General features: G+C 42.4%; 5 protein-coding genes and 1 pseudogene. 3 read left to right on the top strand and 3 right to left on the bottom strand.

Features of this window, described 5'->3' with window-relative positions:
- Together B3763_RS12855 and B3763_RS12850 are read right to left on the bottom strand one after the other, a co-directional pair.
- Positions 1-399 (bottom strand): annotated as a pseudogene (locus B3763_RS12855) (hypothetical protein); the annotation flags it as partial.
- A 138-nt stretch (positions 400-537) separates the two neighbouring features.
- Positions 538-1512, bottom strand: a complete 975-nt coding sequence (locus B3763_RS12850; protein WP_286747048.1) for a TolB family protein — start codon at positions 1510-1512, stop codon at positions 538-540.
- 2 nt (positions 1513-1514) lie between these two features.
- On the opposite strand from B3763_RS12850, the gene B3763_RS12845 reads away from it, so the two are divergent.
- Complete coding sequence (locus B3763_RS12845; RefSeq protein ID WP_286747047.1) at positions 1515-2567, top strand: oxygenase MpaB family protein; 1053 nt, start codon at positions 1515-1517, stop codon at positions 2565-2567.
- 6 nt (positions 2568-2573) lie between these two features.
- On the opposite strand, the gene B3763_RS12840 is transcribed toward B3763_RS12845, so the two are convergent.
- Positions 2574-3164, bottom strand: coding sequence for a YdeI/OmpD-associated family protein (locus B3763_RS12840; RefSeq protein WP_286747045.1), 591 nt, complete (start codon positions 3162-3164; stop codon positions 2574-2576).
- A 133-nt stretch (positions 3165-3297) separates the two neighbouring features.
- Between B3763_RS12840 and B3763_RS12835 the strand changes: the two genes are divergently transcribed.
- Together B3763_RS12835 and B3763_RS12830 are read left to right on the top strand one after the other, a co-directional pair.
- On the top strand, positions 3298-3906 hold the full coding sequence (locus tag B3763_RS12835; protein WP_189631198.1) for a 2'-5' RNA ligase family protein: 609 nt from the start codon (positions 3298-3300) through the stop codon (positions 3904-3906).
- Between the two features lie 141 nt (positions 3907-4047).
- Entirely contained in the window at positions 4048-4485 is a 438-nt protein-coding gene (locus tag B3763_RS12830) for a hypothetical protein (protein ID WP_286747042.1), read from the top strand.
- The last annotated feature ends 70 nt before the right edge of the window (positions 4486-4555 follow it).

The following is a 4555-nucleotide window of genomic DNA, read 5'->3' as shown; positions in this document are numbered from 1 at the left end:
TACATGATCAATTTCTACCTGCACATTTTTCTTTGAGCCTCCACCGTAAGTAGCTGCATCGTATTCAATCACATGATTGGCGTTGATTTGCTGCGTTGCTTGCTCTTTGTATAGCTGAAAAGTAGAGAAAGGAAATCCTGTCGTTACTGTAAGCGGATTGCCCAACTTTTGATTGGCAATTAATAAACCTGACTTGAGTAGTAGGTTATAATCCAACTCATCGGGGGCACTATTAATGTTTCTGTGTGGAGACACACCCTCGGTGAGGGCAAGGTTACCAATTACGTAACCATCGTTGTTGTGAAATATTTTTAGCCCGTTAATCAGGTCAGGAGATACATTTCTTAGGTCGGTGTTGTTTCCTTCTATAACACTAGGGAAAGTGTAAGTTTTGAACATAGCTACTTATTGAAGTGGTTAGATTGTCGAATTCAAATGAAAAACAATAATACGATTAAATCGTGTTTAACGCGTGATTTGATCCAAAAAACAGCCTGAATTTGTGAAATACTTTTGAGACAAAAAAGCGAAATAATGTTAGTTGTTAATGACAATGGCGAGCTTATCATTCTCCTGGCTAACAGCCATACGCGTAATTCCTTTAGAGGCCATTGCACCCAGGTCGGCTACTTCCTGCCAGTTGGAGTGGTGCTTTGGATTGAAAGCCAGAAGCTTAGTGCCCACACTGGTAATGTAGGTTCCCTGTCCGGTAATGGTCCAGTCAGAGGTATTGGCAGGCTTTTCAATTACCTTAAAAAACTCGTTTTTACTACGCTCTAAGCGGTAAATAATAGTAGACCCGTTTTCTTCTCTTCTTTCAAAGGTAAACTCATTAGTACCCGGAATATGCCTTATGGTACGGCCAACGTTGCTGGTTATAATGTCATCGTCAACTACCGAAGTGTTGGCTAATACCAAGGTGACCGGCTGCCCTAACACAAACATGAGTACATCGCCTTCGTGGTATGCAAAATAGCCGACCGGTTGAATTTTTTCGAATAAAAGCTGCGGTTCGGTTTTTCCATCCATTTGGTAGAGCCACAATCGTTGGCTATTGTCTTCTTCAACCCGTACTACAGCAAACGACTGGTAACCCGGAATAGGATAGGGCGAATATTCACTGTCGGCCGAGTGGGTAAGGTTGGTGCTTTTGTTTTCATAAAGGTCATAAATCATGATGTCGTTCTGACCATCTTCCTGATGGGCTGAATAGAGAATGTAATCGTTGTTGAAGAAGGCGGGCTGGTTGTCATAACCGTTTCTGTTGGTAATGTTTCGGCCTTTGCCAAGAGTTATTTTGCCCTTTTTCTCTTTGATTTCATACACGTGAATGTCGGTGCTGGGAGGGGCTGTTTGGCTTATGGCACCGGTAACCAAGAGCATTAGCACCAGTGTGCCCATTAGCTTTTTCATATAAATAGTGGTTAAAGTGGGATCGGAAATTAACGAAATATGGTTTGAATTGAAACGGGCAGAAAGCCAAACCTTTACCGCTACATCAAGTTTGTTCATTTATGGGTAAGTATGAGCATATTTCAAAAGCCAGGCTGGAGGAGTATCGTTTGGTGGCCGATGATCCTGCCGATGCGGTAATTGAAGCGTACTTCCCGGACCAAAAGCAAGCCCTTTGGTCTATAATTAATGGTTTGGAAGATAACGGGAGTAAGCTGGCTCCTGAAGCATTGCCTTCTTTACAGCATCTGTACGAACAAATGCAACAAGAGGCAAAAGGCTTTTCTGTCTCCCTATTACAACAGGGGCAGGCTTTTTTTAATGCTCATGCTTCAGATATTATGCTGTTGTTAGGCCTGCTGTCTTTGCCCTATTGCTATGCTGCGGCAAATGGAGCAGAGGTGCTGGTTAGGTCTAAACGAATTGTGGAAGAGCCGGAGAGACGTTTGTTCGAAACCGCAGAGTTTGTTTTTGATGTGTCGGCCAAAGGTGCTTTTGGCCCAAAAGGAAAAGCCCTGCCCCAACTATTAAAAGTTAGGTTAATGCATGCAACGGCCAGATGGTATGCAAAACGCTCAGGAAGTTGGTCTGTGAAAGAGTGGGGTGAGCCCATAAATCAGGAAGATATGGCTGGTACTAATCTGGCTTTTTCCCTTATAGTTATTCGAGGATTAAAGAAACTGGCTAAGAAGCCGAGTTCCAAAGCTGCACTGGAATATATTGTTTATTGGAATTGTATTGGCCGCTTGCTGGGGCTTCATGAAGAATTGCTGCCCAAGAGCAATAAAGAAGCCTATTTGCTGGAAAGGAACATTCGGGAGCGTCAGTTTAGGGCCAGTAGTGCCGGGCAGCAGCTAACCTCTTCTTTGTTGAAGTACTTTGAACAGGCTACTCACAATTCACCTATAAAGGGCAAGTCTCAAGCCTTTGTTGCCTTTTTACTGGGGCCGGAAGTTGCTCGTTTGGTTGGAGTAAGCACCAGTCGTTTAGATATAGCTACTTTTCAGCCATATCGTTGGTTTTTTCAACTTCAGGCCGCCTTGAACAGACGATCAGACTCCTATGCTTTAGCTTTAAAGCAATTTAGGAAAGCATCGGCCCTGCTAAAGCCCTAATTGTTGCTATTTGTATTTGTCGTTCAATCCAATGCCCTGCCGAATCATAGGTATTATTTTCTCTAGTCTGGACTGCTTGGTTTCTGCACGTTTGGCCAGAGTAATATATTCCGCAAAGTCGCGCTTTCGGGTAAGGTTCAAAGCCTCAAAGGCTTCCTTTAGCTCAGTATCCTTATGAAACACCTCTTGCAGCTCTAAAGGAATCTCCAGCGGCTTACCTGCTTTCGGTTTAATTTCTTTTCCGGCTTTTTGATTGGCCACAGCTTCTTTTACATAATCTGTAATTAGGCTGGAGTTGGCTTCAATTTCAGAAAGACTATTGAACCTCCATTGGCGCATGGCCTGAGTTTTACCTTCCTGGGCGTTCACCAGTTTTTGTTCTTTGTCTTTGAGCAAAGCACCCTGAAAAAACCAGAGTCCTACATAAGACTTAAATGCTCCTAAACCCACAATGTTTTTTCCTTTGAAAGTGTACACAGGAGCGCCCCACTTAATGGTCTCTTCTAGCGGTTGACTTAATACTAAATCTTTTAGAAGAATGAGTTCTTTCTGCCACTCCGAATGTTTAATAATGTAGTCGCTAACCGTCTTTTGCATTTTCATTTTCCTGTCTTATCCTGTGAAATTGCGCAATACCCCGTCAAAATGCAAGTCTCAAATGTGTGTTAAAAATTTTAGTATAAACTAATTTATGTAGTTTGATAAGCTAAAATATTTAGTATATTTGAACATGCAAAACGACAGAGATCCCATGCTTTTTAGTAACAGTGCACTCAACGAGTACTTGATCATTGCCTTACCCTATGCTGAGATTAATGGTGAGGTTAAAGAGTTTAAGCGCGATTTCTTTAAACGATACGGTTCTTTCTGTGGGCAAAACTCCTGTGCACACATTCGGCTGATGTCGTTTTTTCAGACTGAGGAGCGAGAGCCCCGGGTCATTGAGTGTGTACAAAATGTGCTTAGAGAGATCAAAGCTTTTGAGGTGTTTTTGAGTGGCTTTGAGTTTGACTCGGTCAGTCGGTCGGTTTACATCGATGTGGTCAATAAACAATCCGTAGCCGATGTCTATCATCAATTGCGCTTGAGTTTGTTCAGGCAATTGGTGTCACTGGCGTTTCTCAATAAGCATTTTGTACCCAAAATGCATATAGGGCAAGATTTGAGCCCGCTTCAGTTTTTGCATGCTGTAGAAGATTATCAGTCCAAAGCTTACTCCAACAATTTTCGGTTAATGCGGCTACACCTACTCAAAAGGCAGGCTCCGTATACGGTATGGGAAAATCTGGCGGCTCTGCCTTTTGCACGATCCGAAAATGAAATGATAGGCTTTTGTTAAGAGATAGACAGGAAGGTTGGTGGTGTTTAGGTGAAAAAGTTAAGACGCAGACGGTGTCTACATCAACCTTCGAACCGCCTCTTTGGCGATGGCCAAAAACATACACAACATAAAACATTATTGGATTAAAAATGGAAAGCTATGAAGAGCAACATAAATCTAAAGCTATTGGAGCAAAGTATTAAGCTGGTTTCTAAAGCATCAGAATTAGAGAACAATACCGCCAACGGCAAACTAAGAGGACTTTTGCATGAGGTAAATAAGGTGGCTCTTGGCATTCCTAATATCACACAGCAGGCAGAGCCATGTGCCAATGATAGGCATGGAATAGAAAAAGACAGTCTTCTGGAGACTATTAAAACTATTCGCGAAAAAATTGAAATGTACCCTGAGCGGTCGGAGGCTATTTTTGAGTTCGCTCAATTGCTCGATCAGGAAAACGAAATGGTGTTGAACTATAGGGGTGAAGAGAGGCCGGTAATGAGGCCTGTGAAGCGTACCAGACTAGACCTCAGAAATAGAGAGAGGGTAAGCAGCTCTCTTAAAGTAAATGCCGGTTGGCAAACCAGTTTGTTTTAAATGAATCAATCTCATGAATATTGGGTGAAATATTCAATATTTGGAGGGTGTACAATGCAAAGGAAATAGC

Origin of the sequence: Roseivirga sp. UBA1976, from assembly GCF_002336325.1 — a bacterium.
Classification (GTDB): Bacteria; Bacteroidota; Bacteroidia; order Cytophagales; family Cyclobacteriaceae; genus Roseivirga; species Roseivirga thermotolerans.
This window is presented reverse-complemented; position numbering and strand designations above follow the sequence as displayed.

Excerpts from the sequence above, each read along its gene's own strand:
- B3763_RS12850 (WP_286747048.1), bottom strand. The coding sequence starts at position 1,512 with ATGAACAAACTTGATGTAGCGGTAAAGGTTTGGCTTTCTGCCCGTTTC.
- B3763_RS12845 (WP_286747047.1), top strand. The coding sequence starts at position 1,515 with ATGGGTAAGTATGAGCATATTTCAAAAGCCAGGCTGGAGGAGTATCGT.
- B3763_RS12840 (WP_286747045.1), bottom strand. The coding sequence starts at position 3,164 with ATGCAAAAGACGGTTAGCGACTACATTATTAAACATTCGGAGTGGCAG.
- B3763_RS12835 (WP_189631198.1), top strand. The coding sequence starts at position 3,298 with ATGCAAAACGACAGAGATCCCATGCTTTTTAGTAACAGTGCACTCAAC.
- B3763_RS12830 (WP_286747042.1), top strand. The coding sequence starts at position 4,048 with ATGAAGAGCAACATAAATCTAAAGCTATTGGAGCAAAGTATTAAGCTG.